This window comes from Methanoregula sp. (assembly GCF_049690535.1).
GTDB lineage: Archaea > Halobacteriota > Methanomicrobia > Methanomicrobiales > Methanospirillaceae > Methanoregula.
Window position 1 is genome coordinate 19,628 of sequence record NZ_JBAVMX010000092.1, and the last position, 18,125, is coordinate 37,752.

Genomic DNA, 18,125 nt, shown 5'->3' on the forward strand with positions numbered 1-18,125 from the left:
TGTGCAGGATCCCCACGTGAGTGCCGTATCCGGTCAGTTGTTTACAATAATCGTCCCTTTTATTGATGGATTATCTGCGCAGTGATACGTATATGTTCCCGGCACGGTGAACGTGAACTGGAAGCGGTTGTTGGTACCAAGCAGGGGGGAAGTAAACGAATCCGGATCCCCGGTGTCAGAGGTGACGATATGGCGCCCGATATCGATATTGAGCCAGGTGACGGTGACCGTGCGCTGGATCACGAGGATCTGGGGATTGACCCCAGCACTCCCGATCAGGATGGTGGTCTTTGGGGAATACACCGGTGTCGGGGTGGGGGCCGGCTGGGACGACGGACTTGTGCAGCCCGCGACAAGGATGAGCATGCCAACCAGCAGAAGTGTACCGGCCAAGAGCGTGAAATGACCGGAGCGAACGTGCATATAGTACGGTTTATTCTATTGCATTAAAATGTCGTGGTCGTTCGCTCCGCAAGGCACGGCGATCGAACGACGGGAGACCAGGATTCACATATTACCTGTGGTGGGCAGCAATCACAGGACGAACGCGACCTCATGCCGGCCCGCACCAGGTACTAATGATACCGGGAACGTGTACAGCACCTGCAGCCCTTGTGCATCCTGCGGAATGATGTAGACCAGATCCACCGTGCCGGTGGTCCCGGGCAGTGCATCGTATGAGACTTTGGATCCTATCCCGGTGGAATAATAGTTGTTCCCACGGGAATCAGTCAGGATAAAGTCACCGGAGGGGATGCTGATTGTCGTATCCCGGTTAAAATTCTGAATGCTGGCAGTTACCGTGTAAAACCGGCCTGCGTTGAACGTGTTCTGCCCGGCACGTGCCTGCGTTATCATCACCTGGAGATCGCCATCAAGGACCGGCTCGTTGATATCATAACGGGGTACCGGGGTTGGCGATGCCGCACCCGAACTGATCGCAGTTGACATATTCATACCGGTTACCATGGAGAGATGAAGCGCCGGGATGACCAGATAGACGCCGACCAGGACCAGAAATACCAGAATGATCGCTGGTATCAGGTATTTTTTTAGTTCCTGCGGTGGCGTTTTGAGTGGCAGGGGCCCGCCGCATTTGATGCAATGCTCATAGATTGTCGGGTTTTCGGTCCCGCACCAGGGACACCTTTTTATTGACATTGGTCGCCACCGTATCTTCCCGATAGTTACCCTTCTCGGGGAACAATTCAGGGCACAGGACAGATCCAGGAAAAATGGTATTTCCTGCCGCAAGCTCTGGATGTGTGAGTACTATGCTGCGCCGGCCGTCCTTATTGAATTTTCTTTTTTATTTCAGTGCCGGATGAATGTCAGTTCCCTTAAATGATTCAGAGATGCACAATCTGTATCCATAGTGTTCCACCCCCGGGGGAATGCGAACAGGGAGTGAGTCATGAAAAAACGACGATCTTCAGGAGGGATACCGGACACGATGATACCGGCCCCCGCGACATTCATACCATACCTGCGGTTATGCACTTGAGAAAGAAAAATAAAAAAAATAATTGTCGCAGGGGTCTTTAGCGCCCGGTGCGACTGATCGCGAACGACACAAGGGACGTTCCGGTCTGGTTCCCCGTGATTCTGTTCTGCCGTATCACGCTGCAGGCAGGACGTGGACAATGGCTTGGAGAATCGCGATGATAATGTTAAGGAATACCGTCCAATCAAACATTCTCGCTCACCTCCTTTGAGTGTGTATGAAGGATACTTCTCTATGTTTTGTTATAACGCTGGCGATGAGTGAAAAAAAATTTGCACTCATGTGCAGCGGAAGGGAAAAGAAAGGGAAAAATAGGCATGACCTCAGGGAAGGTTCCCTGCCGCAGTCCGGGCCGGTGGGGGGAGGGGGTACCCCCTACCTGCTCCGGTACATGGGGAGGGGGTGATCCCCTTCCGGAAAAATTAATGGAGGGGGGGACCCCCCTCCCCCCCTTTCCCGCGAAACGACTCTTTTTCTGTACGGCCAAATCCTGTGTTTCTTGTGGAACTACGATGTAATTACAAATCTGGTGAGGTTACCGTTTTTGGTTAGGGGGGTCGATTCGGGCCGGATGGGGGAGGGGGACCCCCCTCCCCCTTTATTGGGTATGGAACCGGAAGGTGGCATTAGTTCAGGATCAAACTGAGGGGACGGTGGCCGGTCCCCCCGGATTTTCCCATTTTTTCCGCCGAACCCCTTATAAACCCCAACGCCTCATATCTTTAACTATCAACGATACTCTGTCGTTGAACGAATAGTATACAACACCATACTATATGGGAGAGAATATTTTATGATACTGGTACCAGATACGAGCGTCCTCATCGACGGGCGCATAACATCGATGATAAAGGCCGGTGAATACAAAGGAGCAACAATAATCGTCCCGGAAGCGGTGATAGCAGAACTCGAAGCCCAGGCAAATAACGGACGCGAAATAGGGTTCTCGGGCTTAAATGAGCTGCAGTCGCTGTGCAAAATGGCCGAGGAGAAAACCATAGAACTCAAATTCTCCGGTATCCGCCCCACGCTCGAGCAGGTCAAGCTTGCAAGCGGCGGCGAGATCGATGCGATGATCAGGGGCATCGCCATTGAGAATGCTGCACGGTTTATCACGAGCGACAACGTGCAGGCCGAAGTGGCGCGGGCAAAAGGGCTCGACGTCATCTACTTAAAACCGCAGATCACCGATTTTGTCCCGCTCGGGATCGACCAGTTCTTTGACGAGCACACCATTGCCGTGTACCTCAAGGAACGGGTGCCCCCGGCCGCAAAGAAGGGCACCATCAACGACATGAAACTCGTGAAGATCCGTGACCAGCCATGCAGCGAGTACGAACTCCGCAACCTCGCGCAGGAGATCCTCGAACGGGCAAAACGGGACCCTGACGGATTCATCGAGGTCGAGAAGCGGGGCATAACGGTCGTCCAAATCGGCTCCCTGCGCATCGCGATTGCGAGGAGGCCGTTCTCGGACGGCATGGAGATCACTGCCGTGCGCCCTATCGTGGACATCACGCTCGACAACTACGCGAAATCCGACGTCATCAAGAAAAGGATCGTCTCCAACCAGAGAGGCCTTATTATCGCCGGGTCTCCCGGCGCAGGAAAGACCACGCTCGCCCAGGGGATCGCGACGTACCTCTCCGATGCAGGCTATGTCGTCAAGACCATGGAAGCGCCCCGCGAACTCCAGGTGCCCGACCAGATCACGCAGTACACCACGCTCGACGGCAGCATGGCCAACACCGCCGATGTCCTCCTGCTCGTCCGCCCGGACTTTGTCATCTTCGACGAACTGCGGAAGAACGAGGACTTCACGGTCTTTGCCGACATGCGGCTTGCCGGCCTCGGCATGATCGGGGTCATCCACGCAAACAGCGTGCAGGATGCGCTCCAGCGCTTCTCCGACCGCGAGGACTTCTCCGTCCTCTCGCAGATCATCAACACGATCGTCTTTCTGGAAAAAGGCGTCGTCACGAAGATCTACGATGTCGGCTTTACCATCAAAGTGCCCGAAGGCATGGGTAACGAAATGCACATCCGGCCCGTGACAACCGTCACCGAATCCGAGACCGGAAAACTCGTGCTCGATGTGTTCCGGTACGACGGCCAGACGATTGTCATGCCGGTGCTTGAGAGTACCGCCGCCGCACCTGCCGCACGAAGCACCCCGGCGCCGCAGGCCACCAGCATCAGCCAGCCGGTCTTCCCGGTCAACAAACCGGGCAGTTCCCTTTCATCCATCCCGGACGCGACCCCCAAGGCCCCGACCGACGAACGCCCCGGCTGGAAACTTGCCGAAAAGGAGATCCAGCGCGAGATCGGGCGGTACACGGACGGTGCTGTCGATGTCGATATGATCAGCGATACAAAAGCTGTCGTCTACATCGATGACAAGGATGTCCCGGCCGCTATAGGGAAGGGAGGCAAGAATATCTCGGCCATCGTCAACAAGATCGGGATCGGCATCGATATCAAGCCCAGGTCTGAATTTGACCGGCAGATTCAGGTAACGCCACAGAAAGCGGAAGGGGAGTTTTCAGTCGGAAGCGGGATCAAGATCCAGACCGACAAGAAACAGCTCGTCATCGTCGCTCCCGAACAGTCAGGGAAGATCGTGGACGTCTTTGCGGGGAAGGAGTACCTCTTCACGGCGACGGTAAACGAGACCGGAGAGATCAGCCTCGCCAAGAACTCGAGCATCGCACAGGAAATGATCCGGCGCTACCAGAATAACGAGAATATCAAGCTGAGGCCGGTATAACACCCCCTGTTTTTTTACAAGAATACTTTCACATACTATAAGGAGAGGTGAAGGGATTTTGAGCGAATTTGATCTGGGCAGATTTGAAGAAGAAGCGCACGAACGGTGGCTCCACGCGTTTGAGTCCAACCCTTCGAACCGCGAAAAATATTACATAACCGTCGCGTTCCCGTACCCGAGCGGCGCCATGCACGTCGGCCACGGCCGGACGTACATCGTCCCCGATGTGATCGCACGGTTCTGGCGGATGCGGCAGAAACAGGTGCTCTTCCCGATGGCGTTCCATGTCACGGGAGCACCGGTCGTCGGTATCTCAAAGAGGATCGCGAGAAACGATCCAAAGACGATCCACCTGTACCGCGACCTCTATAAGGTCCCGCAGAACGTTTTGGAAGAATTCACGAACCCGCTGACGATTGTCAAGCACTTTGCTGCCGAGTACCAGCGCGTGATGACCTCGTGCGGTCTCTCGATCGACTGGAGACGGCGTTTTATCACCGTGGACCCGACTTACAGCAAGTTCGTCGAGTGGCAGTGGAAACACCTGTACGAGGCAGGACATGTCATCAAGGGCGTGCACCCGGTCCGGTACTGCACGGTCGATGACAACCCGGTCGGCGACCACGATCTCCTCGAAGGGGACAAGGCAGAAGTGATCAAGTTCACGCTCGTCATGTTCCGGTTCGGCGATGCGTTCATCCCCACCGCCACGCTCAGGCCCGAGACGATTCACGGGGTCACCAACCTCTGGGCAAACCCGAACGTCACCTACGTGAAGGCGCTCGTCGACGGCAAGGCCTGGATCGTCTCAAAGGAAGCCGCAGAAAAACTCGTGTTGCAGGATCACACGGTCGAGGTAAAAGAAGAGATCGCGGGTAAAGATCTCGTCGACAAGACTGTCAGCCACCCGCTCTGCGGCATCGTCCCGATCCTCCCGGCTGACTTTGTCGACCCCGACATGGCGACCGGGATGGTCATGAGCGTACCCGCCCACGCACCTTTCGATTATATCGCCCTCCGTGACCTCCAGCAGCAGGGAAAGTACACGACCATCAAGCCCGTTCCCCTGATCAAGGTTGAGGGTTACGGGGAAGTCCCGGCGCAGGACGCGATAGAACGGGCCGGCATCCACCACCAGATGGACAGCCGGATGGATGCGCTCACGCAGGAGATCTATTCTGCCGAGTTCTCAAAAGGAAAACTGTTCGCAAAGTTCGGCGGAAAACCGGTCCGGGTCGCACGCGAGGATATGGCGCAGGAGATGCTCGACAAGTACGACTCAGTCGTCATGTACGAGTTCGATTCCCGCCCTGTCATCTGCCGGTGCGGGAACAAGGTCAAGGTCAAGATCCTCCACGACCAGTGGTTCCTGAAGTACAGCGACCCCGCGTGGAAGCAGCAGGTCAGCGACCACTTAAAGGACATGGCCCTCGTACCCCCCGAGGTCCGCACCGAGTTCGACCGAACGGTCGGCTGGCTCAAGGACTGGGCCTGCACCCGGCGTGTCGGCCTTGGGACGAAGTTCCCGTGGGACCCGGCCCAGCTTATCGAGCCGCTCTCCGATTCAACCGTCTACATGTCCTATTACACGATCGCCCATAAGATCCGGGAGATCGACCCGAAACTCCTCATTCCTGAAGTCTTCGATTACATTTTCCTCGGGAAAAAGTCCCCTGACCTGCCCGAGAAGAAGAAACTCGACGCGATGCGGGAAGAGTTCCTGTACTGGTACCCGTACGACTTCCGGTTCTCGGCAAAGGACCTTATCAGTAACCACCTCACCTTCCAGATCTTCCACCATGTAACGATCTTCCCGAAGGACAAACTCCCGAAGGGCATGGTCGTTTTCGGTATGGGCCTCTTAAACGGCGCGAAGATGTCGTCATCTAAGGGAAATGTCTTCCTGCTGGAGGATGCGGTTAGCGAGTTCGGTGCCGATACCGTCAGGATGTTCTTGACCGGCAGCGCCGAGCCATGGCAGGACTTTGACTGGAGAAACGAACTCGTCCTATCCACGAAAAAGCAAATCGAGCGGTTCTATGCGACCATTATGGAACTGAAAGTGGCACAGGGCGAGCCACAGGACATCGACCGCTGGCTGATCAGCCGGCTCCAGGAACACATCGTAAAGATGACCGCGGCTCTCGAAAACTTCCAGACCCGGCAGGCCTTGCAGGAAGCCTCGTTTGGAATCGAGACCGACCTGAAGTGGTACCGCCGCCGGCTGCCCGAAGGCTGCGATGGCAGCAGGGAACTTGCCACGCTCTGTTCAGTCTGGACCCGGCTCCTTGCGCCGTTCATCCCGTTCACGGCAGAACACTTGTGGACGGAGATGGAAAACAGGGATCTCATCTCGTTTGCCGAATGGCCGGTCGCAGACGAGAAACTCATCAACACGAAGATCGAGCTTGCCGAGGAACTCCTCGCCCGCACGGTAGAGGATATCGAATCGATCAAAAAACTGATCCAGCTCACGCCAAAGTCGCTTTCTATCGTGCTCGCTCCCGCATGGAAGTACGAGGTCTTCCGGACGATTGCACAGTCAACCGACCGGAACACGGTGATCAAGGAGATCATGAAGAACGACGAGATGAAGAAGCGGGGCAAAGAGGCGACCGATGCGGCAAAGCAGTGCACCACCCTCATCCACCGCCTGCCCCCACAGGTCGTGGAACCGCTTGCAAAAGAGCCGCTCAACGAGCGTGCGGTCTTTGAGGCGGCACAGGCATTCCTCGAAAAGGAGTTTGGTGTCCCGGTCCATATCACCGACGCGGAGTCGAGCGGCCATGCAAAAGGGGCGACTGCCCTGCCGTTCAAGCCGGCGATTGTGATCGAATAATCTCCTTTTTTTCACGTATCAGACGGTCGGGGCTGCTACCCTGAAAAACCGGTGAGTCCAACGTCGTGATCCTGGGGTGGATCACGTCACCGGCTCGCCACGGTACCCGTGGGATGCCAGTATCGCGGATACCTTCTGCATCCATCCGGGATCGCCGGATGGTAGGGTTATCAGGTGAGACGTATCCGGTGGCGTTCCGGATACAGCCTCTATGACAAGAGGTCTGATCTCCTCGATCCAGATCCGGGCAAGGACGGGATCGGCAGTCTGGATATCCGCTCTCCCGATCATTCTGCCTGCGACCCCGCCACGGGAATCAAAGATCACCATGTGATAACACCGGAATTCCCGACAGATCTGCGGCCGGGTCGGGTAGATCGCACATACCGCTCCCGGTCTTTCAGGGTTCTTGCGCATGAAGATACAGCCCGTGCGGGAACCTGATGTACCCCATTTTCCTGAGATGAATTCCTCATCGATCTCATCAGCGAACTCCGGTTGCACGTGAACCGGGAAAACCTCGTCGGTGATCCCGTTCCTGCAGTAATAGTCCTGTTCAGTTAGCTGACGCTCGATCCTGATGTATGCGCCAAGACTTGTGCAGCATTTTCCGCAGCCGTCGCAGTCAAACGTTACCATGCCCGTACCACGATCAGTGTGCAATAGCAAAGGAAAAAATGAAGAGGGCGAGCGAGGAGTTATTCCTCAGCCACGCTTTTTGCCCGCTTTACCCGCTCCTTCGTGGAGAAACCCGTCGCTGCGTCCAGGAATTTCCTGAACCGCTTGTTGGTGTCGATGATCACCTCATCACTTGCCGTGGTATCGGATTCGGTGTTTATCCGGAGTGTTTTTCCATCGGCACCGCAGATCGCTTCCAGATTTTTGAGGGCGCCGAACCGGATCCGGTATGCTTTCCCGTTCTTTTCCGGCTCAACGCCGAAGCAGTTTTTGAGTTCTGCAACGATTCGTGGTTCGAGGTCTTTAGTAAGCCCTCTTTTGATGGGGTACTCCTGCATACACTTTTTTAGGTAGTGCGTGTATGTTAATTTAATGACGACCGATTCCTCGCATGATCTCCAGATCTTTTCAAAACCGCTTCACGGTGAAGGCACTTCGGTGCTGATGGGTTTCCCCGGGAGCGGACTTGTCGGTACTATCGCCCTCCAGTACATGGTCGACCAGCTCGAATTTGAGCTGGCCGGCACCATGACCTCCCGGTACTTCCCCCCCCTTGCCATGATGAACAAGGGTGTGATCAACGACCCGGTCAGGCTGTACATGAAAAACGATATCGCTGCAATCGTCGCCGACATCCCGATCCACCCCATGATCTGCTACGAGATCTCAAACGGCATCCTCGACTGGCTTGCGCCGTACAAGCCAAAAGAAGTGCTCACCATCGCCGGGATCGTAACAAACGAGCCGGAGAAGCGCGTGTTTGGCGTTGCGACAACAACCGAAGCCCTCCAGCGGATACAGGATCTCACGGTTGTCCTGCCGATAGGGAGCATCTCGGGTATTGCATCAAGTATCCTCACAGGATGCAAGATCCGGGGCATACCAGCCTACGGGCTCCTGGGAGAGACTGTCAACGCACCCGATCCGCGTTCGTCAGCAGCGACGATCGAGGTGCTCAACAAGATGTACAACCTTGGCCTTGACGTCAAGCCCCTCATGGAACAGGCAGAGGAGATCGAACAGAGCATGCACAAGCTTTCCGAAGAAGTCCAGCAATCCGCAGATACGACACCGAAAAAAGATCTGCCGATGTACGGGTGATCCACGATGAAATGCGCTGCATTAACCGGTATATCGCCTGAAGTGATCCGGGATCTCCGGACAGGAAAACCCCGCACCATCGAACTTCAGAGTGCCCATAACATTGTGACCATGGCTGGTGTCGAGCCCGGACCCGAAGTCCATCTCTTCATGACTTCGATCGATATCGAAGACTTAGGCCCGGGGGATGCCGGGATCTGCGTGGACCTTCTCTCATCGGTGATCTCCATGAAACGGATCGTGGAATACTCCCAAGGGTTATATTACGAGGAGCGGGAACGGATGTCGGCCCGGGTGCAGGTAAAATACTGCTCCTCATCCACGGTAAAGGAAGTCTTCCATGAAAGTCTCTGTGCCCCGACGCAGGTGGAAGTGCTTAAATCCTCGTGCTATCATGCAGGGTAAGAAAGAATACTTTTTTCCGTGATACTGTTGAAAAAAACCATACCATTACACCTGCGTTGATTTTTTTAAGAAACAATCAACAGGGAAATACTGATCAGTCCCGGGCTCCCGGTGCAAAACAGGACGACAAGGATCTTTTTGTAATTCTCCTATTAAACGACTACCAGTGCAGGAGGAAGCAGATTAATTAGCCCTGAACACGAACTTAATAGGCGTCACGAGGGCTTGTGGCTTAGCCTGGACATAGCGCCGGGCTTCTAACCCGGACGTCGGGGGTTCGAATCCCCCCAAGCCCGTAGAGTACTTTTTTTATGTGTTGAACCGTGCCGGTACGGGGTAACCTGCGCCAAAAATGCCCGGTTTACCCGGGACGGAAATAAATACTTACAAGAACGTGAAAAAAGGAAAATGATTACTCGACTGAAGTCGGAGCGGCTTCTTCACCCGGCTGCTGGAGGATCTGCACGTCGACGATGTTGTACTGACGCAGTGCCAGTTTTTTTGCCTTGAAGATATTTTTGCCGTTTTTGCCGATTGCAATACCCCGGTCTTCGTCACTGACATCAACCGTGGCAGACTGGGCATCCGGTTCGCCGGTAAAGACAATGCTTGTCACTTTGGCAGGCAGGAAACAGTTTCTCAAAAACTGTTCGGGGTTGCTGTTATATTCAACGACCTCAATCTTCTTACCCATCACTTCAGAGGCCTTCTTGATGGATGCTCCTTTCTTCCCGATCGCAAGCCCCATGTCCCCGGGGTTCACGACAAAGATCAGTCTCTCGTTACGCTCATCAATGACACAGTCGCGGCTTCCCGCGCCCGTCAGCGATTCGAACTGGGAGATCAGGCGCATACAGTCTTCAGTCAGTTTGACTTCGACCATATCATGCCGTCCTCTTGAGGGAGAGAATATCTGACTCGCCAGGGCTTACAATGGCGAGTGTGCTCACCATGAAGGGTTTACCACATGCTTTGCCGAGAGCAACGCTCGACCCCTCAAACGTGTGGATAAAGAGATTCTCATACCCTGTGAGCTGGTTTTTAAAGTTCTCCGGGCAGTTTGCCGCGATGACAATCATCTGTGCTTTGCCCTCTTTTATGCATTTTTCCGTGTTGTTCTGACCGAGAATGACATTTCCGGTCTTGATCGCTCTTCTCAATGAAGCGTTAAAATCCATGTGCAATTCTCCTTGGTAGTTTTAGTTTGTCTGGTTTAATCGTTAGTTGTCGAGTTGCTTGACAGCCACCAGTTTGACATCACCGGTACCGAGCTGGATCGGCTGGCCGACGATGACATTCTCGGTGACCCCGCTCAGTTCATCAGTCTCGTTTGCGACTGCAGCGTCGAGCAGGTGGTTGACGGTCACTTCGAATGCGGCCCGGGAGAGGACACTTTCCTTCTCACCGGCAATGCCATGCCGGCCAATCTGCTTGACTTCGCCTTCCATACACATCATGTCTGCAACGAGCATGATATGCCGGACATCCACAAGGATACCCTGTTCGTTCAGGGTTGACTGGGCCTCGTGGATGATTGCGTTTCTCGCTGCTTCGACACCGAGTACCTGGGCGATTTCACTGATGTTGTTGGTGCGGGTCCGTGTGGTGTCCACACCCACGACATCAAATACGTCTTTTAGGTTGGAGCCTTCAGTATAAAGTATATACTCCCCGGTCTCTTTCCTGACGACGACCCGGAGGATATCGTCAATACCTTGGACGATGACATTTCTTACGTGCTCGGCAAGCTGGAAGAGGTTCTGGTAACTCTCCCTGTCCTTCGGAGTAAAGATAATGGTTGCCTTTGCCTCATCGATATCGTGCTCGAAGTCCCGGTAGTGCCGGCGGTCGCGGATCTTCTTTGGCGCGACATCCATAATCTCTGCGGGTGAGATCTTGCGTTTCTCGCAGACCTTGGTGTTGAGGTGGACGACCACCTGCATGTTCTCCATGTCGGTGGTGATATCCCCGAATTCATGCAGCGGGGCTGCCTCAATCTGCCAGCTGACTTCACGCGCCTTGTCCCGGTCGATACCATAATCGGGTTCGAGATAGACTGTCATGGTCGGGGTGCTGGGCTCTTTTCTGGCATCCATGATTTCGATGAGCCGGGGCAGACCCAGTGTCACGTTAATTTCCGCGACACCGGCGTAGTGGAAGGTACGCATCGTCATCTGGGTACCTGGTTCACCAATAGACTGTGCGGCGATTACACCGACTGCCTCGCAGGGCTCGATACGGGTCGAGAGATACTCCTTTATGACACGGTCCAGGATTTCCTTGAACTGTCCATCGGTAATTTCCTTTCCGTCAAGGAACGTACGCAGCTGGTCCTTGGTCTTTGGCAGAAGGTCTGCAGCCTCGATCTTCTTTTCGAACTTATCCGGTATCATGATGTTCAGACCTCCTCTTTTAACACGGCCTCAACAATGCCTCTGACATCGACCGGGTCTCCGAATGCGCTCTTCGTGGGGTCGGTGCTGTCCTCACCGTACTGGAACTGGATGATCCGTCCGCCGGTTGTCCGCACCGTGCCATCGTAGGCAACCTTGAGGTCCTGCAGTGCGTTAATCATGCGGCGCTGGAGGTACCCGCTCTGGGATGTACGGACTGCCGTATCGACAAGGCCTTCACGGCCACCAATGGCGTGGAAGAAGAACTCGGTCGGATTCAGGCCGCCCTTGTAACTGTGCGCGATAAACCCGTGGGCATCTGCACCCCGATCACCTTTCTTGAAGTGCGGGAGAGTACGGTCGTCGTAACCTCTGACGATACGCTCACCACGGACTGACTGCTGACCGATACAACCTGCCATCTGGGTCAGGTTCAGCATCGACCCACGGGCACCGGAGACCGCCATCACGACAGCGCTGTTCCCGAGACCAAGGTGGCGGCCGGCAATCTGACCGGTCAGGTCACGGGCTTTCCCGAGCACCTGCATGATCTGCATCTCGAGCGTTTCTTCAATGGTACGCCCGGGCATCGGCTCGAGTTGGCCATCCTCGTAGATCTTGATCCTACGGGTTACATCGATCGTGGCAGTCTTTAATACATCATCGATCTGGCCGTACTCGGTCTTGGAGAGGTCTTCGTCATCGATCCCAAACGAGAAACCGTCGAACATGATACCACGGATAGAGAGTTTGGTAACCTGGTCGATGAACTCTGTCGCACGCTTCATGCCGTATACCCGGATGATACGGTTGACAATCTGGCCGTCGAACGCACCGATCGCTTTCTTATCGATGGTTCCCGACTCCAGTTTCCCGTCAAAGATCCGTACATATGCGTCACGTTCGCAGAGTTCTTTCTTGCAGGTGTCGCAGTTCTGGCAGGAACTGGCTTTAAATACCATGTTGAGTGCGTCGGGAAGGATTTGGGAGAATACCTGCTTGTTGCTCCAGTATTCGATACCGTTCTCGGTCTTACCGGCCGGGGGCATGTGCTCGATCTTCACCGGCTTTAAGAGATAGAGGGTCTCTTCCTTGTTGAACCAGCGCATATCGTGGGTCAGCATGAAGATACCCGAGATATGGTCGTGAATACCTCCGATGATCGGACCACCGAAACGAGGCGAGAGAATGTTTTCCTGGACTGAACAGAGGATAAACGCTTCTGCCCGTGCCTCCTCGGTCTGGGGGACGTGGAGGTTCATCTCATCCCCATCGAAATCGGCGTTATATGGCGGGCAGACCGCGGGGTTGAGCCGGAAGGTCCGGCCATCCATGACTTTTACCCGGTGCGCCATGATGCTCATCCGGTGCAGGGACGGCTGCCGGTTGAAGAGCACGATATCGCCGCCGCGCAGATGGCGTTCGACGGTCCAGCCGGGTTCGATCATGTCGGCAACCGTGTCAAGGTTATCCGAGCCCAGACGGAGACGGCGGTTGTCCGGCCGTATCACGTAGTTTGCGCCGCAGGGGGAATTGACGTCGGGGCGGAGCGGGCCGGTCCGGGCGATCTGCTTGAGTTCCTCGATATTGTACGGGGTAACCCGTACGGGGATCGTCATCTCGTTTGCAACTGCAAGGGGGATACCTACTTCCGTAACCGAAAGGTTCGGGTCCGGGGAAATAACGGTACGCGAGGAGAAGTTCACACGCTTACCGGACAGTGAGCCACGGAACCGGCCATCCTTACCCTTGAGCCGCTGCGAAAGTGTCTTCAAGGGCCTTCCGCTGCGATGGCGGGCCGGCGGGCACCCGGCAACTTCGTTGTCCAGGTACGTCGTCACGTGATACTGCAGCAGTTCCCAGAGATCCTCGATGATCAGTTGGGGTGCCCCTGCATCCTGGTTCTCCTTGAACCGCTGGTTGATACGGATGATATCCACGAGCTTGTGGGTGAGGTCGTCTTCAGACCGCTGCCCGTTCTCAAGGATAATCGAAGGCCGCATGGTGACCGGGGGTACCGGGAGCACGGTGAGGATAGTCCACTCTGGCCGGGCAACTTTCGGGTTGATCCCGAGTGAAACCAAGTCTTCATCCGGGATCTTTTCAAGGCGTGCACGGATGTCGGCGGGGGTGAGCTTGTGCTCGACCTTCTTGCCCTCTTCGACCATCACTTCCGAGAACGTGGTTGGTTTCTCGAAGTTGATCTTGAGCTGCTGTTCGCCGCAGTGCGGGCAGACGCGCTCCTTTTTCACATCCTTTTCAGAGATCTGGTCTCCGGTCTGATCCTCATCCGTCCCGACAACTTTTTCCACTTCGTCAGGAGACAGGAGAACCCGTCCGCATGACCGGCAGGTAACACGCAGGAGTTTCCTGATAAGCCGCGTATACCCGACGTGGATAACGGGCTTTGCAAGTTCGATGTGCCCGAAATGCCCCGGGCAGTCGGCTGCCTTCTGGTCGCAGGTCTTGCACCGCAGCCCCGGGTCGATGACACCGAGGTTTAAGTCCATCAGTCCCTGCGGGTAGGGGAAGCCGTCATCATCGTAGGTATCTGCCCAGATGATCTTCCTGACACTCATCTCCCGGATCTCTTTTGGAGACAGCAATCCGAACTCAATTTTTCCAATTCGCTTTGGGCTTGGCATGACGCACCTCCTATACGACGTCCTCTAATCTTAGGCGGGGTGCTATCCCCATGCTCTTCATCTCATCCAGCAGGAGCTTGAACGCGTAACTCATCTCGACCGGGTAGATATCAGTCTCGTTACCGCAGGCAAGACACCGGGTCATGTTGCGCTTGCGGTCAAGCATCGCCACCATCCCGCACCGGGCACAGACATATTCCTGCACCTTATCCGATTCATCGAGCAGGCGTTCCTTTAAGGCCATTGCGGCACCGTGGCCGATCATGACATCACGTTCCATCTCACCGAACCGGAGACCGCCTTCACGGGCACGACCTTCGGTCGGCTGGCGGGTTAGCACCTGCACCGGCCCACGGGAGCGGGCATGCATCTTTGACGATACCATGTGGTACAGTTTCTGGTAGTAGATCACACCGATGTAAATATCGGCCTTGAATGCCTTACCGGTGATACCGTCGTACATCACTTCACGGCCGGTATGGGAGTAGCCGAGGTTTTTAAGCGATGCTCTGAGGTCTGTTTCAATTTCGCCACCGAATGCGGTTGCATTGATCCGCCGGCCTTCCATTGACCCGACTTTGCCACCGATCATCTCGAGCATATGCCCGATGGTCATACGGCTCGGGATTGCATGGGGGTTGATGACAAGGTCCGGGGAAAGTCCGCTCTCGGTAAAGGGCATGTCTTCTTGGCTCGCGATCAGTCCGATGACCCCTTTCTGACCGTGGCGGGATGCAAATTTGTCGCCGATCTCGGGCACACGCAGGTCGCGGGTCCGCACCTTGACGAGACGCGAACTGTTCTCGCCCTCGGTGATGATAACGGTATCAACGATACCATGCTCGTTGCTCCGCATGGTGACCGAGGTGTCGCGGCGTTTCTCCACGGCAATGAGCTCCCCTGAGGGTTCCTCAAGGAACCGGGGCGGGGAGGTCTTCCCAATAAGGACATCTTTTTCCGCGACAATCGTCTCGGGGTTGATGACACCGTCCTCGTCAAGATTCTTGTAGGACTCAGCACCATGAGCCCCGCTGACATCCTCATCCGGCACTTCGATCCGGTCGATCTGGCCGCCCGGGTACCGGCGTTCTTCGCCTTCGTAGGTCCTGAAGAAATGTGAACGGCCGAGACCCCGGTCAATCGAGGCCTTGTTGAAGATGAGCGCATCTTCAATATTATAGCCTTCATAGGAAAGGATAGCTACGACGAAGTTCTGCCCGGCAGGCCGGTCATCCGACCCTATCAGTTCAGAGGTCTGGGTGTGAGTGAGCGGTTTCTGGACGTAGTGTAGCATGTGACCCCGGGTATCGGGCCGGAGTTTCATGTTTGCCGAGCCAAATCCGAGGGCCTGCTTGACCATCCCGGCGCCCATCGTGACACGCGGACTTGCATTATGCTCCGGGAACGGGACATGCGCCGCACCAATACCAAGGATGAGCGAGGGATCGATCTCCAAGTGCGTGTGTTCCGGTGTGATGTCATCAGGGTTCATCGCGATGTAGAGGTCTTCTTCTTCCTCGGCATCGATGAACTCGATCATCCCGTGCTTCACGAAGTAGGAGAAATCGATCTCCTTTTTTGCGAGCTTTTTGATGTCCTCGTCACTGATGAGGCTCTTGCCGTCTTTTAATACGATCAGGGGGCGGCGTGCGCGGCCCCGATCGGTCAGGATTACCACATCGCCGTTGAAATCCTTATACGAGACATTTACCTCGCTTGATACGGCACCCTGACGACGCATGACCCGGATATTCTCAACAAGGGCTTTTGGGTCTTCGACGAGACCAACCAAGGCCCCGTCAACAAATACTCGTGACTTTTTCATCGGACCTCACCCCGGATCTGCTCGACATCTAGAGTATGCAGGATACGCATGATCTCCTCTTCATCGTTGACACCCTTGCTAATCTCGACCATCTGTGCGAAGTTTTTCACCAGACCACAATTCGGCCCTTCAGGTGTTTCGCTCGGGCAGATCCGGCCCCACTGGGTCGGATGCAGGTCACGGGCCTCGAAGTGAGGCTGTGAACGCGAGAGTGGGGAGATGACACGGCGCAGGTGAGAGAGCACGGCCATGTGATCGACACGGTCAAGAAGCTGGGACACACCCGTCCTTCCCCCCACCCAGTTACCGGTGGCGAGCGGATGGAGCAGTCTCTCGGTGAGTACGTCGGCCCTGACGGCAGTTGCAATTGACAGGTCACGGTGACGCATGCTCGCCCGTTCAAGCTGGTACTTGATATCACGGGTCAGCCGGTTGAGCGAGATACGGAAGAGATCCTCCATGAGGTCGCCGGCCAGTTTGAGCCGTTTGTTCGAGTAGTGATCCTTATCATCGATCCGGCGTTTGTTTAAGACAAGGTCAAAACAGGCTTCGGCCATGCGACCAAGGAAGTGCGCTTTTGCAAGGCGGATTGAGACGAGCGCCTCCGCATATCCTTCGTCGCCTTCCTTAAGCGTCACTGGCAGTGCGTAGTTGAGGTGCGGGAGCAGGTAGTTATCCAGCACGAACTCGGCACGCTTTTTCTGGTAATCCTTGGTCTGGTTGGGTGCGAGTTTCTTACCCACATACATGACACCGCCTTCGACAGAGTCGCACTCGCTCTCTTCAAGGTTCTGCATCATGAAGGTGAGGATATCCTCATCAGTCGAAACCGCGTTAACGACTTCCTGGTCGTTAGTCATACCAAGCGCGCGCATAAGGTCAACAAATTTCAGGTGTCCTGCAACGGATGGGAAAGAGACCTCCAAAAGGTTCTTCTTGTTGCGTTCCACGACAACGAGAGCGCGGTATCCCCGGAACTGCGAGAATACTTTTGCGACATAAATCCGCTCGTTGTAACGCTCGGTAAATTCGGTCATGATCTTGTTTGAGGCAAGATCCTCGAGCGTCATAAGCACGCGCTCGGTACCGTTGACAATAAAATAGGCGCCCGGATCAAATGCGTCCTCGCCGTGGGAGACGCGCTCGTCGTCGCTCATCCCGTACAGGTTGCAGGCAACCGACCCGACCATAATCGGCAGCTGCCCGATAGTTGTGACAATCGGTTCCTGCCGGTCCTCACCGTGCACGAGTGTCAACCCGAGCTGGATGGGTGCCGCATAGGTAAGGTTGCGCAGGCGCGCTTCGCACGGATACAGTTCACCCTGCGATCCGTCAGCCTCGCGTACAAGCGGCTTTTTTACCTCGATTGTGCCGAGCTCGACCCAGACCGGTTCATTGTTCTTGCCCCGGTTCTCGATGTCGGTCTCGATGATCTTCTGTTCATTGACCACTTTCTGAAGATTCTCTGTCAGGAAATAGTTAAAGGAGTCAAGCTGGTGGCGCGCAACATGCTCCCGTGCAAAGTATGCCCTCGATAAAACACTTCTGTCAATCAGATAGACCACCCCCGGCCATTATTTCTTGGGTCTCCTGATCACGAGTCGGTACGCTTCGGCTCTGCCGGCGGTATGACTCTTGCGGATAGTCCGTATCACATCATCGACTTTTGCGTCGACGGATTTGACAGCAGGATCGTCATGGTAAATTTTTGGTAATTGTTCCGTAGTAATATGGTAGCGGGAAAGGAGCGCTGAAACCTCCTCCTCGCTCATGAGCTGGTGATCCGGCACCATTACGTGCTTTAACACATTCAGTTTGGTGCTCAATGAAAAACCCCCTTAAAGATGAAACGATTGCCTCTCAGATGCATCACCGCAAAAAATCCACGATTGGATCGTGGTAACGGGCCCGGAGGGATTTGAACCCCCGACCACCTGGTTAAAAGCCAGGCGCTCTACCGAACTGAGC

General features: G+C 55.2%; 15 protein-coding genes and 1 tRNA gene. 5 read left to right on the forward strand and 11 right to left on the reverse strand.

The annotated features are described in order from the left end of the window. Positions 1-33: 33 nt before the first annotated feature. Together WCE46_RS06950 and WCE46_RS06955 are read right to left on the reverse strand one after the other, a co-directional pair. Complete coding sequence (locus tag WCE46_RS06950; protein WP_424732977.1) at positions 34-423, reverse strand: cupredoxin domain-containing protein; 390 nt, start codon at positions 421-423, stop codon at positions 34-36. A gap of 111 nt (positions 424-534) precedes the next feature. After that, on the reverse strand, positions 535-1,161 hold the full coding sequence (locus WCE46_RS06955; protein ID WP_424732979.1) for a DUF4352 domain-containing protein: 627 nt from the start codon (positions 1,159-1,161) through the stop codon (positions 535-537). A 1,136-nt stretch (positions 1,162-2,297) separates the two neighbouring features. Between WCE46_RS06955 and WCE46_RS06960 the strand changes: the two genes are divergently transcribed. Then, positions 2,298-4,271, forward strand: a complete 1,974-nt coding sequence (locus WCE46_RS06960) for a PINc/VapC family ATPase (protein ID WP_424732980.1) — start codon at positions 2,298-2,300, stop codon at positions 4,269-4,271. 58 nt (positions 4,272-4,329) lie between these two features. Next, the gene (gene leuS, locus WCE46_RS06965) at positions 4,330-7,110 is read left to right on the forward strand and encodes a leucine--tRNA ligase (protein ID WP_424732981.1); all 2,781 of its coding nucleotides are present in this window, start codon (positions 4,330-4,332) and stop codon (positions 7,108-7,110) included. 81 nt (positions 7,111-7,191) lie between these two features. Here the strand turns inward: leuS and WCE46_RS06970 are convergent, their stop codons facing one another. Together WCE46_RS06970 and WCE46_RS06975 are read right to left on the reverse strand one after the other, a co-directional pair. After that, the gene (locus WCE46_RS06970; RefSeq protein ID WP_424732982.1) at positions 7,192-7,749 is read right to left on the reverse strand and encodes a YkgJ family cysteine cluster protein; all 558 of its coding nucleotides are present in this window, start codon (positions 7,747-7,749) and stop codon (positions 7,192-7,194) included. 59 nt (positions 7,750-7,808) lie between these two features. Beyond that, positions 7,809-8,126 (reverse strand): DUF5611 family protein, encoded by a 318-nt coding sequence (locus WCE46_RS06975; RefSeq protein ID WP_424732983.1) that lies wholly within the window; start codon positions 8,124-8,126, stop codon positions 7,809-7,811. A gap of 34 nt (positions 8,127-8,160) precedes the next feature. Between WCE46_RS06975 and WCE46_RS06980 the strand changes: the two genes are divergently transcribed. The 3 genes from WCE46_RS06980 to WCE46_RS06990 all read left to right on the forward strand — a co-directional run bounded on the left by WCE46_RS06980 (position 8,161) and on the right by WCE46_RS06990 (position 9,590). Then, positions 8,161-8,889, forward strand: a complete 729-nt coding sequence (locus tag WCE46_RS06980) for a proteasome assembly chaperone family protein (protein WP_424732984.1) — start codon at positions 8,161-8,163, stop codon at positions 8,887-8,889. Positions 8,890-8,895: 6 nt separating this feature from the next. After that, positions 8,896-9,294, forward strand: coding sequence for a DUF473 domain-containing protein (locus WCE46_RS06985; RefSeq protein ID WP_424732985.1), 399 nt, complete (start codon positions 8,896-8,898; stop codon positions 9,292-9,294). A 221-nt stretch (positions 9,295-9,515) separates the two neighbouring features. After that, positions 9,516-9,590, forward strand: a tRNA-Arg gene (locus WCE46_RS06990). A gap of 116 nt (positions 9,591-9,706) precedes the next feature. Here WCE46_RS06990 and WCE46_RS06995 read toward each other — a convergent pair. The 7 genes from WCE46_RS06995 to WCE46_RS07025 are packed head-to-tail and all read right to left on the reverse strand — an operon-like array spanning position 9,707 to position 17,983. Then, positions 9,707-10,177, reverse strand: a complete 471-nt coding sequence (locus tag WCE46_RS06995) for a NusA-like transcription termination signal-binding factor (RefSeq protein WP_424732986.1) — start codon at positions 10,175-10,177, stop codon at positions 9,707-9,709. A 1-nt stretch (position 10,178) separates the two neighbouring features. Beyond that, positions 10,179-10,472, reverse strand: coding sequence for a 50S ribosomal protein L30e (locus WCE46_RS07000; protein WP_424732987.1), 294 nt, complete (start codon positions 10,470-10,472; stop codon positions 10,179-10,181). Between the two features lie 42 nt (positions 10,473-10,514). Further along, complete coding sequence (rpoA2, locus tag WCE46_RS07005; protein WP_424732988.1) at positions 10,515-11,687, reverse strand: DNA-directed RNA polymerase subunit A''; 1,173 nt, start codon at positions 11,685-11,687, stop codon at positions 10,515-10,517. A gap of 5 nt (positions 11,688-11,692) precedes the next feature. After that, positions 11,693-14,332, reverse strand: a complete 2,640-nt coding sequence (locus WCE46_RS07010) for a DNA-directed RNA polymerase subunit A' (RefSeq protein WP_424732989.1) — start codon at positions 14,330-14,332, stop codon at positions 11,693-11,695. A 10-nt stretch (positions 14,333-14,342) separates the two neighbouring features. Beyond that, the gene (rpoB, locus tag WCE46_RS07015; protein ID WP_422191168.1) at positions 14,343-16,157 is read right to left on the reverse strand and encodes a DNA-directed RNA polymerase subunit B; all 1,815 of its coding nucleotides are present in this window, start codon (positions 16,155-16,157) and stop codon (positions 14,343-14,345) included. Then, on the reverse strand, positions 16,154-17,722 hold the full coding sequence (locus WCE46_RS07020; protein ID WP_422191170.1) for a DNA-directed RNA polymerase subunit B'': 1,569 nt from the start codon (positions 17,720-17,722) through the stop codon (positions 16,154-16,156). Before WCE46_RS07020 ends, rpoB begins: the two co-directional genes overlap by 4 nt. A gap of 9 nt (positions 17,723-17,731) precedes the next feature. After that, positions 17,732-17,983: a DNA-directed RNA polymerase subunit H gene (locus WCE46_RS07025; RefSeq protein ID WP_422191172.1), complete on the reverse strand. Its 252-nt coding sequence runs from the start codon at positions 17,981-17,983 to the stop codon at positions 17,732-17,734. Between the last annotated feature and the right edge of the window lie 142 nt (positions 17,984-18,125).